Origin of the sequence: Halalkalibacter suaedae (assembly GCF_017939705.1) — a bacterium.
Lineage (GTDB): Bacteria > Bacillota > Bacilli > Bacillales > Bacillaceae_D > Halalkalibacter > Halalkalibacter suaedae.
Genome location: NZ_JAGKSQ010000001.1, coordinates 40,263 through 56,772 on the forward strand (window position 1 = coordinate 40,263; position 16,510 = coordinate 56,772).

Annotated in this window: 18 protein-coding genes; 10 read left to right on the plus strand and 8 right to left on the minus strand. The window is 35.9% G+C overall.

From position 1 onward, the window contains the following. Window positions 1–151 precede the first annotated feature (151 nt). Complete coding sequence (gene coaA, locus J7W16_RS00230) at window positions 152–1,102, plus strand: type I pantothenate kinase (protein ID WP_210594923.1); 951 nt, start codon at window positions 152–154, stop codon at window positions 1,100–1,102. A gap of 278 nt (window positions 1,103–1,380) precedes the next feature. Here the strand turns inward: coaA and J7W16_RS00235 are convergent, their stop codons facing one another. Next, window positions 1,381–2,526, minus strand: coding sequence for a D-alanyl-D-alanine carboxypeptidase family protein (locus J7W16_RS00235; protein WP_246879779.1), 1,146 nt, complete (start codon window positions 2,524–2,526; stop codon window positions 1,381–1,383). A 312-nt stretch (window positions 2,527–2,838) separates the two neighbouring features. Here J7W16_RS00235 and J7W16_RS00240 point away from each other — a divergent pair, with 312 nt between their 5' ends. Next, the gene (locus J7W16_RS00240; protein WP_210594924.1) at window positions 2,839–3,426 is read left to right on the plus strand and encodes a cell wall hydrolase; all 588 of its coding nucleotides are present in this window, start codon (window positions 2,839–2,841) and stop codon (window positions 3,424–3,426) included. 117 nt (window positions 3,427–3,543) lie between these two features. On the opposite strand, the gene J7W16_RS00245 is transcribed toward J7W16_RS00240, so the two are convergent. Continuing rightward, complete coding sequence (locus tag J7W16_RS00245; protein WP_210594925.1) at window positions 3,544–3,987, minus strand: MarR family winged helix-turn-helix transcriptional regulator; 444 nt, start codon at window positions 3,985–3,987, stop codon at window positions 3,544–3,546. A gap of 215 nt (window positions 3,988–4,202) precedes the next feature. On the opposite strand from J7W16_RS00245, the gene J7W16_RS00250 reads away from it, so the two are divergent. From J7W16_RS00250 to J7W16_RS00265, 4 genes are all read left to right on the plus strand, one after another. Further along, the gene (locus J7W16_RS00250) at window positions 4,203–4,949 is read left to right on the plus strand and encodes a GTP pyrophosphokinase (protein ID WP_210594926.1); all 747 of its coding nucleotides are present in this window, start codon (window positions 4,203–4,205) and stop codon (window positions 4,947–4,949) included. A 362-nt stretch (window positions 4,950–5,311) separates the two neighbouring features. Beyond that, complete coding sequence (locus J7W16_RS00255; protein WP_210594927.1) at window positions 5,312–5,680, plus strand: GntR family transcriptional regulator; 369 nt, start codon at window positions 5,312–5,314, stop codon at window positions 5,678–5,680. After that, the gene (locus tag J7W16_RS00260) at window positions 5,677–6,549 is read left to right on the plus strand and encodes an ABC transporter ATP-binding protein (RefSeq protein ID WP_210594928.1); all 873 of its coding nucleotides are present in this window, start codon (window positions 5,677–5,679) and stop codon (window positions 6,547–6,549) included. The genes J7W16_RS00255 and J7W16_RS00260 overlap by 4 nt, the downstream gene beginning before the upstream one ends. Then, a complete protein-coding gene (locus J7W16_RS00265; RefSeq protein WP_210594929.1) occupies window positions 6,542–7,246 on the plus strand; it encodes a hypothetical protein in 705 nt (234 codons plus the stop codon). Before J7W16_RS00260 ends, J7W16_RS00265 begins: the two co-directional genes overlap by 8 nt. Before the next feature lie 292 nt (window positions 7,247–7,538). On the opposite strand, the gene J7W16_RS00270 is transcribed toward J7W16_RS00265, so the two are convergent. The 4 genes from J7W16_RS00270 to trhO form a co-directional block, all read right to left on the minus strand. Beyond that, entirely contained in the window at window positions 7,539–7,757 is a 219-nt protein-coding gene (locus tag J7W16_RS00270; protein ID WP_210594930.1) for a hypothetical protein, read from the minus strand. Between the two features lie 116 nt (window positions 7,758–7,873). Next, window positions 7,874–8,122 (minus strand): hypothetical protein, encoded by a 249-nt coding sequence (locus tag J7W16_RS00275; protein WP_210594931.1) that lies wholly within the window; start codon window positions 8,120–8,122, stop codon window positions 7,874–7,876. Between the two features lie 29 nt (window positions 8,123–8,151). Beyond that, complete coding sequence (locus tag J7W16_RS00280; RefSeq protein WP_210594932.1) at window positions 8,152–8,703, minus strand: LOG family protein; 552 nt, start codon at window positions 8,701–8,703, stop codon at window positions 8,152–8,154. Between the two features lie 146 nt (window positions 8,704–8,849). Then, a complete protein-coding gene (gene trhO, locus J7W16_RS00285) occupies window positions 8,850–9,821 on the minus strand; it encodes an oxygen-dependent tRNA uridine(34) hydroxylase TrhO (protein WP_210594933.1) in 972 nt (323 codons plus the stop codon). A 264-nt stretch (window positions 9,822–10,085) separates the two neighbouring features. Between trhO and J7W16_RS00290 the strand changes: the two genes are divergently transcribed. Both J7W16_RS00290 and J7W16_RS00295 read left to right on the plus strand, forming a co-directional pair. After that, window positions 10,086–11,612 (plus strand): sensor domain-containing diguanylate cyclase, encoded by a 1,527-nt coding sequence (locus tag J7W16_RS00290; protein WP_210594934.1) that lies wholly within the window; start codon window positions 10,086–10,088, stop codon window positions 11,610–11,612. Next, window positions 11,605–12,105 (plus strand): hypothetical protein, encoded by a 501-nt coding sequence (locus J7W16_RS00295; RefSeq protein ID WP_210594935.1) that lies wholly within the window; start codon window positions 11,605–11,607, stop codon window positions 12,103–12,105. Before J7W16_RS00290 ends, J7W16_RS00295 begins: the two co-directional genes overlap by 8 nt. 165 nt (window positions 12,106–12,270) lie before the next feature. On the opposite strand, the gene J7W16_RS00300 is transcribed toward J7W16_RS00295, so the two are convergent. Continuing rightward, window positions 12,271–13,014 carry a metallophosphoesterase family protein gene (locus tag J7W16_RS00300; RefSeq protein ID WP_210594936.1) on the minus strand — a complete coding sequence of 248 codons (744 nt, stop codon included), beginning with the start codon at window positions 13,012–13,014 and terminating at the stop codon, window positions 12,271–12,273. A 36-nt stretch (window positions 13,015–13,050) separates the two neighbouring features. Continuing rightward, on the minus strand, window positions 13,051–13,536 hold the full coding sequence (locus J7W16_RS00305; RefSeq protein ID WP_210594937.1) for a GNAT family N-acetyltransferase: 486 nt from the start codon (window positions 13,534–13,536) through the stop codon (window positions 13,051–13,053). 119 nt (window positions 13,537–13,655) lie between these two features. On the opposite strand from J7W16_RS00305, the gene J7W16_RS00310 reads away from it, so the two are divergent. Beyond that, window positions 13,656–14,291 carry a hypothetical protein gene (locus J7W16_RS00310; RefSeq protein WP_210594938.1) on the plus strand — a complete coding sequence of 212 codons (636 nt, stop codon included), beginning with the start codon at window positions 13,656–13,658 and terminating at the stop codon, window positions 14,289–14,291. 64 nt (window positions 14,292–14,355) lie between these two features. Beyond that, entirely contained in the window at window positions 14,356–16,500 is a 2,145-nt protein-coding gene (locus tag J7W16_RS00315) for a CBS domain-containing protein (RefSeq protein ID WP_210594939.1), read from the plus strand. Window positions 16,501–16,510 lie beyond the last annotated feature (10 nt).

Consider the following 16,510-nt stretch of genomic DNA (forward strand, 5'->3'; position numbering starts at 1 on the left):
CCCTTTTTATTCATCATTCAACTAAAATTCTATTATAACAATAGTGCGCAAGTGAAAAAAACACACTTTCAATCGCAGACATGGTACTATACTATCAGAAACTCATTATGAAAATTAGGAACCTTACTTTTTTCTTATAAAGGAGACTATCATGACTACGTTACATAAGTCGGCTCCCTTGTCATCGTACACCCAATTTACAAGGACTGAATGGGCCAAACTAACAGATACAACAAATGAAATTCTAAATGCCAGTGAACGTGAGAGGCTTGGTAGTATTGATGAAACCATATCAGCTGAAGAAGTAACCGATATTTATTTACCATTATCACAGCTCTTGTATATGAATATGGCCCATTCTCTGTCCTTGCACCAGAAATTAAATACCTTTTTGCAAAAGGAAACGAAGAAAGCCCCCTTTATTATCGGAATTGCTGGAAGCGTTTCAGTAGGGAAGAGTACCACAGCTAGACTTATCAAAGCATTAATTGAAAAATGGCCAACTAAACCCAAAGTCGAACTAGTCACAACAGATGGATTTCTATATCCAAATGAGACACTAGAAGCTCGTGGTTTGATGAAACGCAAAGGGTTTCCTGAGAGCTATGATATTGAACGTCTGATTGCTTTTTTAGGTGAATTAAAATCTGGGCAGTCAATTGTAGAAGCCCCGCTCTATTCACATTTAAGTTATAATATATTGGATAAAATTCAAAAGATTGAAAATCCTGATGTCGTTATTGTAGAGGGGATTAATGTTCTTCAAGTAAATAAAAAGAACCGTTCAACTCCACAATTATTTGTGTCTGATTTCTTTGATTTCTCTATTTATGTTGATGCTGAAGAAGTGAATATCCAATCATGGTATATAGAAAGATTTAAATTATTGAGAAATACAGCTTTCCAGCACCCCAATTCATTTTTTCACAGATATCGTCACCTTTCTGATGAAGAAGCTGTGACATTCGCTAAGCAGATTTGGGAGACAATCAATGCAGTCAATCTCGAAAAAAACATTCGTCCAACAAAGCATCGAGCGGATTTAATCTTGAAAAAAGGGGTCGGGCATAGAGTCGAGGAAATATGTCTGAAGAAAATGTAATTTTGAAATACGATGAACTAATATTATGTAGATACTACTATGAGGCTGGGAAATAACTAAAGTGCCTAACTGAAATACCGGACAAAGCAATCAAGTAGCGGATGAAATATACGTAGACTCCTGCGGGAAAAAAAGCCAAAGGTGAGACCCCACAGGCAAAGCCGTGGAGGCTCAGCGGCTTCCCGCGGAAAGCGAAGTATATTTCAGGAGCGGTTTACGTCCGCCAACCACCATTGTTCGGATTTTCTATTAGTTAAATCACTTTTGTCCCAGCCTCTTCATTTAAAATGATCAAATAATTGCGAAAACCAGTCTGTTAAGAAGAAAGATTGATTGTTGCTCCCTTCCACCTCTTCTGCTAAAGGAGGTACTTCAATAGATGCAGCGGTAGTTTCTATTGCTTTTGGAACGAGATCAAGAATCTCAGTGTGTATTCTTTCATTCCTTTCATTATTAATTCTTAACAAACCAGAATTATTTACTAGCAATGAGATTGTTTCTTCCTTCGCCTTAACAAAACGTATATCTTCTAGAAGTTCAAATTCTTGTCCACCCTCTGTCTTAAATCGTTCTCCCTCATAAACAAACCCAGTTTCATAATCATTGAATCCGAGTTCCATCAGTGCTTCAGTATCATGATAAGCAAATGAGGCTGAAGGAGCCTTTAATGTGACGACAATTAATTCCATCCCATCTCTTTTGGCTGTTGTTACAAGTGTATGTCCAGACTGATCGACATAACCATTCTTTACTCCGGTGACATACTCATTAGAAAGTAGTAAACGATGATGGTTATATAATGTCGTCTCCCACCCTTCACCAATCCACTCTAATTCTTTTGTACCTACAATTTCTCTGAATAAAGGATTTTCCATCGCATACCTTGTAATCTTGGCCATGTCATATGCTGTTGTCACGTGATTTTCGTCAAATAAACCATGCGGATTGGTGAAGTTTGTTTCATGAGTGCCAATGATATCCTTAACGAAACGATTCATTTCTTTTGCAAATTCCTCTTCACTTCCTGCAAGATGGATAGCAATTGCGGTGCCCGCATCATTACCTGAATTAATTAGCAGGCCTTGAATCAGCTTTAATAAGCTAACTTGTTCATTTTCTAGAAGATATACCCTTGTACCGATAACCTCCGTTGCTTCCTTAGTCACAGTGACAATATCGTCTAGGTTCGCTTGTTCAATTGCAACAATCGCTGTAACAATTTTCGTTATACTTGCAGGATACATCTGTTGATCCATATTTTTATTATATAAGGTTCGTCCACTCTCACGATCCATAACAACGGCTGCTTCACTATGAAGGGGAAGCGTTTCTTCATTTTCAGCAAGGCTAACACGAGGAAACACTAGCAAGCTACATAAAAGAAATAGGATAATATAGTTGACTCGTTTTTTGACTTCTCCCAAACTCTCCCCTCCTAAACAGTTATCAATCTATTATAACGAATTTTCATTACAATCATATTTCATTTTCACTACAATATTGAAGATTATCTCTGGTTGTTACAACTTTCTTGCGCTCCACCATGTTACCTCCTGTCATTTTTCCGATTCCTTAACACTAAATTTTTCGTTACACAACTGTAAAGAAGCAGCTTAAACCTAACTGCCTCCTCACTTCCTACTTCTAAAAGAATCTCTTGGAAAATGTTAGTTAAGGAAACTAGCAAACTTATTTGATAGGTTTGTAGAGTAGATTTTCCAAGGAGGGAATAACAAATGAAAAAACTAATCATGACATTTTTTGCAGCTACTTTCTTATTTATTGGTGCAGAAGAAACATCAGCACAAACTGCACATACAGTAGTTTCTGGAGATACATTTTATAAATTGGGACAAGCATATGGCGTTTCGGTTAATCAAATTAAACAAGCAAATCATAAAACAACAAATCTCTTAATGATTGGAGAACGACTAACCATACCATCATCCTCGGTCTCAGCTGCTGACAAAGATCTATTAGCACGTCTTGTCCGTGCAGAAGCTGAAGGTGAACCATATGCAGGTAAAGTTGCGGTTGCCACGGTTGTCTTAAATCGTGTAGCCCATAAGGATTTCCCTAACTCAATCAGAAGCGTGATCGAACAAGTAACTTCAACTGGACATTATGCCTTTTCACCTGTACAAAATGGACGAATCAACCGTGCTGCTGATGCATCGTCAAGACGAGCAGTTGACGAAGCTCTCGCATTTCGCGGACAGGGTTCAGGCTCAATTTATTTCTATAACCCAAAAACAGCAACAAACAAATGGATTACTTCACGTACTCAAACAGTAAGAATCGGTAATCATATTTTTGCTAAGTAAATCAATTTAAAAGAAAGATGGGGTGTCCGAAAAAGTCAAAACCAGACCTTTTCAGACACCCCTTTCAACTACTTATATAGAACTTCACTCATTTGCTTATTCGTATTTCAGTCGATTTTAACTACTTTTATTTCCGTCTTGAAGCTTTGTGATAATCGTTTGGTGCAAAGCTAGTAGTTGGGTAACCTCTTCTTCAGAGATGGTCATTAGCCCTTCCATCTTTTTAATATAAAATTTATGAATCTCTTTCGCCTGCTCTTCACCTTTTTGAGTTACTTTAATTTTTAATGTGCGGCGGTCACTCTCTGAGCGTTTTCGCTCAATCAGCTCTGCCTGAACAAGGCGATCTACAATTCCACTCATCGCACTTTTCCCAACCTGTATCATCTCAGCCAGTTCCGTTAATGCGATATCAGGGTTTTTAGCTATCATGCGAAGCACAAAGCTCTGAGCAGCTGGTAGATTAAGATCATTTTCCTCTTTCCATACTTGTTGAAATATAACGCGATTCACTTCCCGTATTGATGATAATATTGTTTCGACTTTTTTTTCTGGGTTCAAATTAGCACTTCCCTTTATTAATCGTTTACATGTGAACTATTTTACGTACTATTAGATAAATGTCAATCTCGTTTCTCTCTAAGCATTCAATAACTTCATTTACTTGTGTAAATAAAACTAATTCTCTTTGATTATATTGATTTTATTCTTAAATTTGATATAAATTAAATGAAGACGATTCAAAAATAGTTACAATGAATTGGAGAGAATTCTCAATGGACACTGCAAATTTCGACCTAAAACAATTAAAAATATTTAAAGATGAAGTCACTCGTTTCATGATGGCATATAAATTCGCCCTTGATGAAATTGATACAAAAATTGATATACTAAAACAGGAATTTGAGTATATTCATGAGTATAGTCCCATTGAACATGTATCCTCACGGTTAAAAACTCCGGAAAGTATTCTTAATAAAGTCTATCGAAAAAAATATCCTCTTACTCTTAGTGGGATTAAAGAGAATATTAGAGATATTGCAGGAGTCAGAATTACCTGCTCCTTTCTTTCTGATATTTACAAGATTAGTGATATGCTTCATCGTCAGAAGGATCTCCATGTCGTAGAGATCAAAGATTACATTTCACACCCTAAACCTAACGGATATCGAAGCCTACATCTTCTTGTGCAAATCCCTGTCTTTATGTCTGATCGAGAAGATCATGTCTATGTGGAAATCCAAATTAGGACAATTGCTATGGATTTTTGGGCAAGTCTTGAACATAAGATTTTCTATAAGTACAACAAGGAAGTTCCAGAAAGACTTATTAAAGAATTAAAGGAAGCGGCTGAATCAGCGACTGCACTTGATAAGAAGATGGAAACCATTCATCAGGAGGTTTCTGATATTAAGGCAAAAGATGAACAAGATCATATCATCCCATTGACTATAAATAACGAGAAACTGAGTTTACCAGTCGGGTTTTTAGAAACCATTTTCGATAAGAGCTCACTAAAATAATAGCTTAAGGGTGCCTCAAAAGGTTAAAAAACCTGATGAGACACCCTTTTTATGTTCCATTTTTCAATATTGACATAAATCCCCTTACTATAAACCGAATAGGAATAAGCACCAACTCCGGAATATTCAGTAAGAGTTCGATTATCCAACCCCTTTTACCTTCCTTGCTTTGTCTACTCATGGACGTTCCCACCCTCAATCATGATTAATCATTATAGACTTATTATTATTTTATCATCTCACTTAAGTGGAATCCATTCCAAACCTTTTTTTCTATTTTTTGTAATTTCCCTTGACTAATAATTCAATTGGTATTATGGTTAATTACATAAGTAACTAACCAATGAAGATAGGTGAACAGATTGGATCTTGAACTGCATGAAGATAAACCCATTTTTCAGCAAATTGCTGAGAAAGTCGAAGCAAGTATCCTTGATGGGTCAATTAAGGAAGGAGATCGAATTCCTTCTACAAATGAATTCGCGAAGTACTACCAAATTAATCCAGCCACAGCAGGAAAGGGGATTAACCAGCTAGTCGAGCAAGAAATCATTTACAAAAAGCGAGGGATTGGGATGTTTGTTGCAGATGGGGCTCGAGAGATAATTTTACAGAAACGAAAAGATGATTTTTATGAGAAATTCATTATCCCACTAAAAAAAGAAGCAACGAAAATTGGCTTACCTAGGGAGACATTACTTGCACTTATTTCTAAGGAGGATCAGGAATGATTGAATTTCAACAATTAACTAAAACATATGGATCCAAAACAGTATTAAAGGAGTTAAATCTAACCCTTACACCTAACAAAATATATGGTTTACTTGGGCGAAATGGTGCTGGGAAAACGACAATGATGCAATTACTTGCTGGTCACATCCTTCCTACAAATGGAAAAATTTTAATTAATGGAAAGACTCCCTTTAATAACAGATCAATCCTAAATGAAATTTGTTTTATTAATGAGAGCGGAAATTTCAAACAGCGACTAAAGATTAAAGATGCCCTTAAAATAGCCTCATTTTATTATCCTAATTGGTCTAATGAAACAGCCTATTCGTTGCTCGAAATTTTTAATTTAAATAAAAAGTGGAACGTAAAAGGCTTATCAAAAGGAATGGAATCAGCCCTTGGGATAACGATTGGACTTGCAAGCCGTGCAAATATCACCATTTTAGATGAACCTTATATTGGTCTTGATGCTTCTCACAGATATAAATTCTATGATTTGCTATTGGAGGAATATGAAAACTATCCAAGAACTTTCATACTCTCTACACACTTAATTGATGAAGTAAGTGAATTATTTGAGGAAATCATTCTAATCAAGGATGCTACTCTGCTTCTTCATAAAACGACCGAAGAAGTGAAAGATCTAAGCTTGAAAATCAATGGTCAGAAAGAACTTGTCGAACAGTTTTCTAAAGGTAAGAAAATCCTTTATGAAAAGGAGATTATCGGGCAAAAAACAGTGATTTTATTTCAAGAGGGGTTAAGTGTAGATCAAGCAAAGGCGATTGGACTAGATGCAGAACGATGTGATATTCAGGAATTAATGGTTTATTTAACTGGGGAAAAGGAGAGAAAAACCAATGTATAAGGATCTTCGTGCTAATTTTTACTTTTTCATGTTGGATTTCCGGTTTGCCACTACCGTCTTCTGGTCCATTTTTATTGCTAGCTCTCTTGTACTCTATTTCATGGCAATGTCATTTAATAGTGGCAGTATTGTTATTTCTCCTAGTATGGCGGTTTATGTGTTCTGTGGAATATCTGGCTTCCTACTAACAAAGGATACTTTCCCTTATTCCATTAAAATGGGATCGACCAGATTAGGCTTCGTTATTAGCTCAATCTCCTTTTCTTTAGTCTTAGTGATTTTCATGTCTTTAATCCAATTTTTTATTACATGGGCTTTTAATCACTTAATTGAGCTCGGTACTATCAATAATTTCGTCATTCTATCAGCAGCCGAAGCAACCTCGCTTACATCTACTTGGTATAACTACTTGTTTGTCGACGTTGTTATTAATCTGTTCTTTTTATCAATTGGCTTTCTACTAGGAACAATCTTTTACAGATTAGGCTTACTCGGTGGAGTAACAGCCATTGCCCTATTTGTTATCTCCATTTTGATTCCTACAGTTCGAACAACGATTTTAGAGTTTCTTTTCCAAATTGAAAATAGTAAGATCGCTTTAAACTATCTAGGGGTTGTTAGTATTTCTTGTTTTGCTTTTGTTATCATCTTGGGTCTTTTAATAAAAGCACCGCCACTTTCGAAGGCAACAAAATAAAAAAAGCTTGGGACATAACTAAAATGTCTAACTGAACTTCCAAACAAAGCAGATCACGTAGCGGTTGAAATATACGTAGACTCCTGCGGGACACAAAAGCCAAAGGTGAGACCCCACAGGCGTAGCCGAGGAGGCTCACCGGCTTCCCGCGGAAAGCGAAGTATATTTCAGTAGCGGTTTACATCCGCCAACTATCATGTTCGAATTTTTTTACTTAAATCACTTTTGTCCCAGAATCTTTTTACCTATCTAAGACGAGTGGAAAACGATTCCCTCTTCTCGTCATTTCTTGTTACTCTTTTTTTAACTTTTTCTGATCAAAAAGAAAGACTATTGCATAGTAGATAATGGCACAGCCAGTGATAAAGAAAAGGTAACTCATCAAATATCCTTTTTCAGCATAGTGATGACCATCTATGATTGCTGTCAAATACATTCCACCAAACACAATAAGTCCAAACCAGTATAACAATTTTCCGACCCTAACCTCTGTAGTTTTATGTTCAGCCATTTATTATCACCCTTTATTATATGATTGCACTCAATGCATATTTTAATCATACCATTTTCAGCTCTTTTCGACACAACCAATGTATCTAATTAATAGAAATGGCTTTTATAGTATTTTTAATTTCTGCCTTCTTTCTCATTGATGATTTTTTCTACTTGACTGTCGATGAAATCATAATTAAAATACCAAAAAACACTGAAGCCAATATACCAAATGGCTAATATCCCTAGATGATCAGAAACATTCTCTAGAAGGGGTTTATTTGAAATGAAATGAACCCAGGCAATAGATACAACCAAGAAACTGCACGGGACAACAATATGTACTAAGGCATATATTGCTTTTTTCATCTTGTTTATATTCATATATTCTCCTCCAGTGATTGAATCCTAGACTAGAATTTTGTTTTCGTTTCTTTCATTTTAGTCAGTAACTGTTCTGCATTTTCTTCCATTAATATTAAATCTTTGAATTCCTTTTTTACGAAACCTTCTTTAATCATGTGATCAAACAAAGAAATCATTGGGTTATAATACTGATTAACATTGTGAAAGGCACAAGGCTTACTATGATAACCTAATTGTGCCCAAGTGAAGACCTCAAACCATTCCTCTAATGTTCCTGCCCCTCCAGGTAAGGCAATAAACCCGTCTGCTAGCTCCATCATCATTGCTTTTCGCTCATGCATTGTCGTCACAACGTGAAGCTCAGTTAATTTTTGATGTGCGATTTCAACGTTCGATAGTTTTTCAGGAATGACACCAATCACTCTACCTCCACCTTCTAAAACTGCATCAGCAACTGCCCCCATACAACCAACACTAGCACCTCCATAAATCAGGTCAATCCCATGATTTACCAAAGTCTCACCGAGCCGCCTTGCTTCATTCATATAAATAGGATTATTTCCTTCACTAGATCCACAATAAACCGCAATTGACTTCATTTACTTCATTCCTTTTTTAAAATTTTCCATTTCACATATCGATTCTAACATTAATTGTAAATTAAAAAAATCAACTGCTTTGTCCTTCTATGTAAATAGATGCTACCTACGGAACTTAAAAATAAAAAAGGATAAAAGAAAATCTTTTATCCATGCCTCACTCTAATATGATCTTCTATTTTATCCATTCTTTCTTTTACCTCTTCTTCTGTCAATTCATGTTCTACAATATAACGATTGCGTGGATGAACACGGCACTCATCTGAACAACTACGCAAGAAGAAATGTTCATTTTCCTCTGATGCTAGGATCTTTTTATTACATTCTGGATTTGCACAATTGACATAACGCTCACATGGCTCACCTGAAAAGTGATCCTTCCCAACAATAATATGCTCTTCCTGGTTAATCGGTACACTAATTCGTTCATCAAACACATAGCATTGTCCATTCCATAGCTTACCTTTTACTTCGGGATCCTTACCATATGTTACGATTCCTCCATGTAATTGCCCAACATCCTCAAAACCTTCTTCTAGCAGCCAACCAGAAAACTTCTCACATCTTACCCCACCTGTACAATAGGTCAGTATCTTTTTATTTTCGAATTGTTCTTTATTTTGGCGGATCCATTCAGGTAATTCACGAAAAGAATTAATATCAGGTTTCACTGCACCTTGAAAATGTCCAAGATCATATTCGTAATCATTCCTTGCATCAATGATAACGGTGTCTGGTGATTGCATCTGCTCAAAGAATTCTTTTGGGCTAAGATAATTTCCTGTTAGCTCTAGTGGATCAATATCGTTCTCTAGTCTTAGCGTTACAAGCTCTTTACGATATCTGACATGCATTTTCTTGAAAGCATGTCCATCAGCTTCATCTTCCTTAAAGATCATATCACTAAAACGCGGGTCACTATGAAGAGCTTCTTTATACTTATCAGTTTGTTCTTTAAGGCCAGAAACAGTACCATTCATTCCTTCATCTGCAACCAAGATACGCCCCTTTAATTCAAGCTCCTTACAAAACTCCAAGTGATCCTTCGCAAACTGCTCAGCATCCTCGACAGCTACATATTTGTAATATAACAAAACTCTATAGTCTCGTTCATTCATTATTGTTTCCACCTTTCCTTAATACAAGCTTCTTCTGCTTTTTAGACTATTATACCTTATATGATAGCTATTTGCTCCTGACGAGCCCATGGTACATCCAATTATATTAAAATCATAAATGAAAATATAATCAAGTTAATTTTAATCTATTTATGTTTGACTTGCAGTAAAAAACTGAATGAAAGCAAGCAACTTTCATTCCATTCATGGTAAAATAGTATTACGCATTTAATTTTAGGCACTCATAAATAGGAGATTATGCTCATGATTACTCCATACTTATTATTACTAACCATTACTTTTCTCATTGCAATTCTTCTTAACTATCTTCGTTTTAAAGGGAGTATTACGTTTAATAAATACTTACTTATTGCTTCAAGTCTATTATTATTTGAGTTCCAGGGATTCTTTTTGGGTTACGATGCTCATGTAATTCTTTATTTATTTATCACATTAGCTGCTTTCTGCTTCAATGTATACGGTGGTGTGATTTCTGCTTTTCTTGCAAGTTCAATCCTATTTATTCACACAGCTGAATTAAATTTCTTTCTCATTCTAGGTTATATCTTGTACGGTTTTTTCGTAGGGTATTTCTTACATCTCCTTCAACCGGCAATAATTAAAAGAGAATTATGGAAGAAAATGCTTATTAAGAATTCTAAGCAACTGAACGTGTTCAGAGAAGTTAGTACCTCTATGCAACAAACATATGAACTAAAAAAAATCCTACAAATCATTGTAACCTCAGTTACAGCAGGACATGGACTAGGCTTTAATAGAGCAATTATTTTATTAGTGAACGACTCCAAGACGAAGCTACAAGGAATTATGGGTGTTGGTCCAATGTCTGCAGAGGAAGGCTATGAGACATGGGAAAATATTACGAAAAACAAACATAGACTTGTTGATTTAATTAAGATTCAAGGTGAAGAAAAAACACTTGATCCAAAATTAAATGAACGAGTTCAGGGACTTGAGATAGCGTTACATCCAGACAATTTTTTGTATCAGACGTTGGAAACTGCCAAGCCGCAACATATTAAAAAAATCAATCTATCCGATCCAGCCCAAGCTTTATTTTCTAAGACCTTTAATATCGAGGAATTTGTTGCTTTTCCATTAATTCATCGGGGAGGAAAGGTCGGAATATTGCTAATAGATAACCCTGTAAATAAAAAACAGATTACGGCTGAACAAATCGACAGCGTTGTTCCACTTGCAAACCAAGCTGCTATTGCCATCCAACAATCTCGAATGTATACACAAATTCACGACATGGCTTTGAAGGATGGTTTAACTGGTTTACTCAACCAACGTGCTTTCCAGTCAATTATACAAGAATGTTTCCCGGTAACCGATGATGAGCTTTTATCAATCGTTCTTTTGGATATTGATTCATTTAAGCATTTTAATGACACAAATGGTCACTTACTCGGTAACGACGTATTGGTATTGTTAGCACAAGTAATCCAACAATCAACTAGAGAGGGAGATTATTCATTCCGTTTCGGTGGTGAAGAATTTATTGTTCTGCTTCCCCACACAAATAATTTCGATGCCAAAATCATCGCTGAGCGAATTCGTTGTAATGTTGAAAAAACCACATTTCCTTATGGGGAAAATCAACCCCTTGGAAAGTTAACAGTAAGTGTTGGAGTTGCTTCGACTGCGATATTAAAGGAAAAATCAACAAATCAGCTGATTGATGCAGCAGACAAAGCCCTCTACGAAGCTAAAGCACAAGGAAAGAACCAAGTTGTCTTCTATAAGGAGTCAGAAAATCATGAGTGAATTTATTATAATTATTACCGTTCTATTATTTTCGGTAACAATTTTAGCAACGAGTCGCTTTTTCTATTTATTAGAAATTCGCCAGACGAATAAGAAATTAATGCACAAATTAAATATTGATATACTCGAATTAAATTATTCCTTTGAACAAATGGTTTTTTTCTATTCGTTACCAAGTATTTTTCCTACGATCAAAAATGCACATAAAAAGGATTTGATCATCGAATTTGACTATCAAAATCATTTATTTCAGCAACTGAGTGGCATCAATGTTTTTATTAAATCAGATAAAGAAAAATTACTACTTGCCTATCTACCAACTAACGATTTTCGCTTACCCTCATTAGACCTTTTGTTACAACAAGGAAAGATCGATGAAACAGAATATAACAAAATCAGTATTTTCAAATTGATTCACCCTAAGACACTACAAGAAATTAAAGATGAGGTGTACAAGCAAATTCGCGTTGGCCGTTACGAGAAAATTGAGTAAATGAGGCGGGGACAAAAGTGATATAACTAACAGAAATTCCGAACAATAATAGTTGGCGGGCATGAGCCGCTTCTGCAGTATACTTCGCTACGTGACTGCTGTGTTCGGTCTAGCAGTTAGACACTTTAGTTATGTCCCAGCCTGATTTTTTTCCAAATGATTTTTTTAATTATTTTTTAGTCCTCTATACTTAGCCGTTGTCAACTCTTGAATATAGTCCTCAAGCTCTGGCATCATGGCTTCTTTCGCTCGTTCAATAGCTAATTTAATATTATAAGGAACCCTTCTGAATTGAATTGAAAATGTCTCTTCCTGCTTAGAGAGATACTCTCCTTCTAAAATGACATAAGAAGCTTGAGTCAAGTCCAGTGGATTACCAACGCTCCCGACGTTGAATAAGGTCTTACCTTCAAGATGTTGGATAAAAGCATTGTGTATATCCCCGTAGCCAACAATATCAGGTCGTCTAGTCCCCTCAATATTCTCCGTCTGATCACTATTTTCAAATAGACTTACTCTCTTATCATATGAATCCCAAGGCTGAACTCGTTCATAAGCACTTCTAGGTGATGCATGAAAAAGTCTAATGAATTTCCCACTCATCCAAAACTCTGTAGAAAATGGAAGAGATCTCAAGTATTCATTTTGCTTATCAGACAACTGAGCCTGATGCCATTGTATCGTTTTATATTCAGATGGACTTGTAATAAAGTCATCCCAATTACCCATGATAACGCTTTGACAGGATTGCTTAATTATATCTACTACCTTACTCGAATCAGGTCCTTTTCCAACTAAATCTCCTAGACATATGATCTCATCTATACCCAGTTCATTAATATCATAAAGTACGGCTTCTAATGCGGGAATATTTCCATGAATATCAGAAATGACAGCTATTTTATTCATTTGACCCTCCTACGACCTAAATAATAATGTGACTGTTTAAAGTTCTTTCAACATATATTCTTCATCGATGTAATCTATCCCTATTTTAAGTGCCTTTTTTTCATACGCAAATACTTCAAATCCTAACGATTGATATAACTTTTTTGCCTTAGGGTTCTTTACAGAAACGACCAAATGGACCAGCTCTATCCCTTGTTCCCTTGCTTTTTCTAATGCATATATAAGTAATTGTTTTCCGATTCCTTGCCCTCGTGCACTCCTACCAACATAAAAACCACCTAATGATGCTTTATGAGACATTTTTTTCATAGAAGAACGCGTTAAACTAATCATTCCTAACAGTGTATTATTTTCAAGGACACCATAGAAATCTGATTTACGTAGCTTCGCCTCAAAAAAAGCGAGCGGTTGTTGTTCTTCTTCCTCTACACTTGCAGCAAACGCATTGGGAGTTTCTTTTAATCCTTCTAAACGTAGATTTCTGAATTGTTCAACCTGTTTTACTGTCAATTTTATGATCATTATTATTAATCCTCTCTAATTAATTGTTATAAATGATTAAATAAAGGTTTTCTTTTCGTAAAAAGGGAATATGTATTTAGTATTACATATAAGAAATAGACTCGAAAGGAGTGGGACTGATGAAATCTTCTCAGAGACGGATCGAACGTATTCGTTCAAACTATGTGGACCAGGTCATTAATAGCACGACGAGACCTATTGAACCAATTGAACGTATACAAGGAGCTACGAACCAAACTCAACATCCAACAGAAAATCACCTACTTTCCTATCAGCTTTATTATCAATCAGTTGAAGAGTTAAAACAGGAATTCCGACGATTTTATCATCAGGAGAAAGATCTTAATCAAGCAATGGCATTACTTAATAAAAATGAAACGCTACTTACCCAAACAAATCAATTAATTATTAAATACAATCAAGCTGTTACTACACTAAGGGATTTTGATCAAATAGCAGGAACACAGCATGTGAAAAGGATTAGAGATTTATTTGAGGAATACAGATTTGATTTCAAAGACATTGGAATAACAACAACCGAAAACCAGTTATTAAAACTAGATCCGACTCAATTCGTTAGCTATCTCTCAAGTTCAGAAGATACTGCCGCAAACCTCATTAGCCGGTTTAAAAAACTAATTCTTAAGGAGTATTACACATTATCTAAAATCAAACCAAGTCATTCAGAAAAATTTGACGTCTATGAGCCACAACCTCAGCTTGGCAAAGGAGTAATGATTGAAGAGCAATGTTGACCTCATTTCCTCTTAACTATATGCTTGAGAGAATAGAAATCGATACAGAAAAGAGGATTGGTTCATGGAAGTTATTGTTTCCCACATGAACTTAAATTTTGATGGTTTAGCTAGTCTGGTCGCAGCAAAGAAGCTGTATCCAAGAGCAATAGTCGTACTTACAGAACAACAGCAAACCAACGTCAAATCATTTATAGCGAGCTATAGAGATCAGCTAACCTTTTCTTCATATGATAGCATTCAATGGTCTAACGTACGATCATTAGTATTAGTTGATGTAGCTTCACTTAACCAAACCGGTATCCCAGAAGAAAAGGTACCTAACGATATTGCACTTACGATTTATGACCATCATCCAAATGATGAAATTATTCAAATCGGAACTAAAATGATCAAAAAACGTGGAGCAACAATTTCAATTCTCGTTGAATACTTAATTGAACAAGCCTTTTCCATTAGTCCCTTTGAGGCAACCTTATTTGGTCTTGCTCTCTATACTAAGACGAGAAGGTTCACATCGACACAAACAACTTCTGAGGATTTCATCATTGCAACATTTCTTATCAAGTCTGGAATGGATCTTAATTTGCTTAATCAATTTTCTAAGCCGATTGTAACAGCCTTGGAAATGATGTCCTCTCCTGTGAAAACTGTTCTAGAAAACGAAACAATTGAGACGGTTCTTGAGCAAATGTTTCAATATGGCCATAATGGATTTCCAGTTATTGATCAGAATTCTCTTTTGGTTGGCGTCATTTCACGCCGTGATGTCGATAGAGCCATTCATCATCACTTGGGACAGGCCCCAGTAAGTGCATATATGTCTAGCCCTCCAATAACATTAAGTGACAGCTCAACAATAGACATGATCCAATCAACGATGCTGAAACATGGTATTGGTCGTATACCGATCATGGCGAATGAACAGCTCACCGGGATTGTATCTCGGACGGATGTAATTGAGCAATGGCAAGAACGAGGAATGTATGATGGAATCTCAATAGAGGAGAATAGTCAATCACTCGCAACAAAATTACAAATTCAATTACCTGATCGGATTTTTAGACTTCTTCTCCAAATAGGTGAAATTGCCGATCAAGAAAAGATCAATTTGTATTTAATTGGTGGAATTGTTAGGGATGTATTACTCAATCGTTCGAATGAGGACATCGACTTAGTTATTGAAGGAAATGGAATTTCCTTTGCGGAAGCTATAGCAAGTCAATTAGGTGGTTCAGTAAAATCACATAACGAGTTTGGAACAGCAACATGGACTTCATTAAATGGTGAAAAAATCGACATCGTTACATGTCGTACCGAATATTACGAAAGCCCAGCAAAATTGCCAACCATTAGACCTTCTAATATTCGTGAAGATATCAGTAGACGGGATTTCACGATAAATGCTTTAGCAATAAAATTAAACAAGGGATCGTTTGGTTTGTTGCTCGACTATTATCAAGGCCAGCTTGATTTAAAGAAAAGGAAAATTAGAGTTCTTCATTCCCTTAGTTTTGTTGAAGACCCCACTCGAATATTTCGTGCTGTTCGTTTCTCTCTTCGATTTGATTTCCAGTTCACGAAACACACTTTTCAATTAGCAGTTGACGCTGCTAAATTCGTCAAAAAGCTAAGTCCTAAAAGGATTTTACGTGAACTACAACTATTATCAAGCGAAGGCTTTTTAATAAGTGGCTTTGCTTTACTCGACCAATTTCAAATATGGGAAGCCCTTTTCAACAAAACGATTTCTTCTGAAGCAATGAATCGATTTAAACGGCTTCAGGCTAACGATATAACCGACCCTTTTCTTTACTTAATCGCTTTTATTTATTCAAGTGATTTTCGCAACGAGCATGTGAGCGACTATGCATTAACAGCAACTGATCAACAGCTATTAACAGAAATTGAGAAGCTTCAAGTAATAAAACTCGAAGAACGAACAGGTATGATCCATCGACAACTGCAAGCATTTAGCAAAGAATCTCTTATGTTCTACGCACTCATTACTAATAACGTCAAGATAGCTTCTTACGTGCAGAAGCGAACTAAAGAAATACCTTTTCTTACCGGACAAGACCTAATTCAAGAAAGATACTCTCCAGGTCCAGTGTTTAAGGACATTCTTCTAGATGCTTTTTGCTTACAACTAGATCATCATCTTACAACAAAGGCCGAAGCAATTACCTGGCTTCGTTCTCTAAGGTAGCCAAAAACGA

What these genes read in the sequence shown, in the direction of transcription:
- J7W16_RS00290 (WP_210594934.1), top strand. Translation starts at nt 10,086, where the DNA reads ATGATTACTCCATACTTATTATTACTAACCATTACTTTTCTCATTGCA.
- J7W16_RS00250 (WP_210594926.1), top strand. Translation starts at nt 4,203, where the DNA reads ATGGACACTGCAAATTTCGACCTAAAACAATTAAAAATATTTAAAGAT.
- J7W16_RS00260 (WP_210594928.1), top strand. Translation starts at nt 5,677, where the DNA reads ATGATTGAATTTCAACAATTAACTAAAACATATGGATCCAAAACAGTA.
- J7W16_RS00300 (WP_210594936.1), bottom strand. Translation starts at nt 13,014, where the DNA reads ATGAATAAAATAGCTGTCATTTCTGATATTCATGGAAATATTCCCGCA.
- J7W16_RS00275 (WP_210594931.1), bottom strand. Translation starts at nt 8,122, where the DNA reads ATGAATATAAACAAGATGAAAAAAGCAATATATGCCTTAGTACATATT.
- J7W16_RS00295 (WP_210594935.1), top strand. Translation starts at nt 11,605, where the DNA reads ATGAGTGAATTTATTATAATTATTACCGTTCTATTATTTTCGGTAACA.
- J7W16_RS00305 (WP_210594937.1), bottom strand. Translation starts at nt 13,536, where the DNA reads ATGATCATAAAATTGACAGTAAAACAGGTTGAACAATTCAGAAATCTA.
- trhO (WP_210594933.1), bottom strand. Translation starts at nt 9,821, where the DNA reads ATGAATGAACGAGACTATAGAGTTTTGTTATATTACAAATATGTAGCT.
- J7W16_RS00310 (WP_210594938.1), top strand. Translation starts at nt 13,656, where the DNA reads ATGAAATCTTCTCAGAGACGGATCGAACGTATTCGTTCAAACTATGTG.
- J7W16_RS00270 (WP_210594930.1), bottom strand. Translation starts at nt 7,757, where the DNA reads ATGGCTGAACATAAAACTACAGAGGTTAGGGTCGGAAAATTGTTATAC.
- J7W16_RS00280 (WP_210594932.1), bottom strand. Translation starts at nt 8,703, where the DNA reads ATGAAGTCAATTGCGGTTTATTGTGGATCTAGTGAAGGAAATAATCCT.
- J7W16_RS00315 (WP_210594939.1), top strand. Translation starts at nt 14,356, where the DNA reads ATGGAAGTTATTGTTTCCCACATGAACTTAAATTTTGATGGTTTAGCT.
- J7W16_RS00265 (WP_210594929.1), top strand. Translation starts at nt 6,542, where the DNA reads ATGTATAAGGATCTTCGTGCTAATTTTTACTTTTTCATGTTGGATTTC.
- J7W16_RS00240 (WP_210594924.1), top strand. Translation starts at nt 2,839, where the DNA reads ATGAAAAAACTAATCATGACATTTTTTGCAGCTACTTTCTTATTTATT.
- coaA (WP_210594923.1), top strand. Translation starts at nt 152, where the DNA reads ATGACTACGTTACATAAGTCGGCTCCCTTGTCATCGTACACCCAATTT.